The 610-nt window shown below is 71.1% G+C and carries 1 protein-coding gene; it reads right to left on the bottom strand.

Going from position 1 to position 610, the window contains the following annotated elements; genetic code table 11:
- On the bottom strand, positions 1-610 hold a 610-nt coding region (locus A5747_RS13180; protein ID WP_142245574.1), incomplete at both ends, for an AMP-binding protein.

Genomic DNA, 610 nt, shown 5'->3' with positions numbered 1-610 from the left:
GGATCGCAACCGCCTCGACAACCTGACAACGCTCGTCACCGGAGGCGAGGCCTGCCCGGGAGGTTTGGTGGCGGCCTCGTGCACCGCGGCGGCGGCCTGGGTGACCTGTGGGCAGGCCAGCAGGGTGCTTTCGATTTCGCCCAGCTCGATGCGTTGCCCGCGCAGTTTGACCTGGGCATCGGCGCGGCCCAGATACTGCAGGGCACCGGCGGCGGTCCAGCGCACCAGATCCCCGGTGCGATACATGCGTGCTCCGGGCGCTCCCGCGCCGGCAAAGGGGTTGGCCACAAACCGTTCCGCGGTCAATCCCACCCGGCCCACGTAGCCGCGCGCCAGCGCCGGCCCACCGACGTATAACTCGCCGACCACCCCGACCGGCACGGGGTTCAGCCGCGTGTCGAGCACCAGCGCGTACACCCCGGCAACGGGGGCGCCGATATTCACCGGCTGTCCCGCCGTCAGCGGCGCACAGGTAGCCCAGATGGTGGTCTCGGTCGGACCGTAGGCGTTGAACATCCGCCGGCCCGGCGCCCAGGCCGCCACCAAACCTCCCGGGCAGGCCTCGCCTCCGGTGACGAGCGTTGTCAGGTTGTCGAGGCGGTTCCGGTCC

Source organism: Mycobacterium sp. IS-836 (assembly GCF_001954275.1).
Taxonomy (GTDB): Bacteria; Actinomycetota; Actinomycetes; order Mycobacteriales; family Mycobacteriaceae; genus Mycobacterium.
The sequence above is the reverse complement of the archived record's forward strand: the minus strand, read 5'-3'. Positions and strand labels throughout refer to the sequence as shown.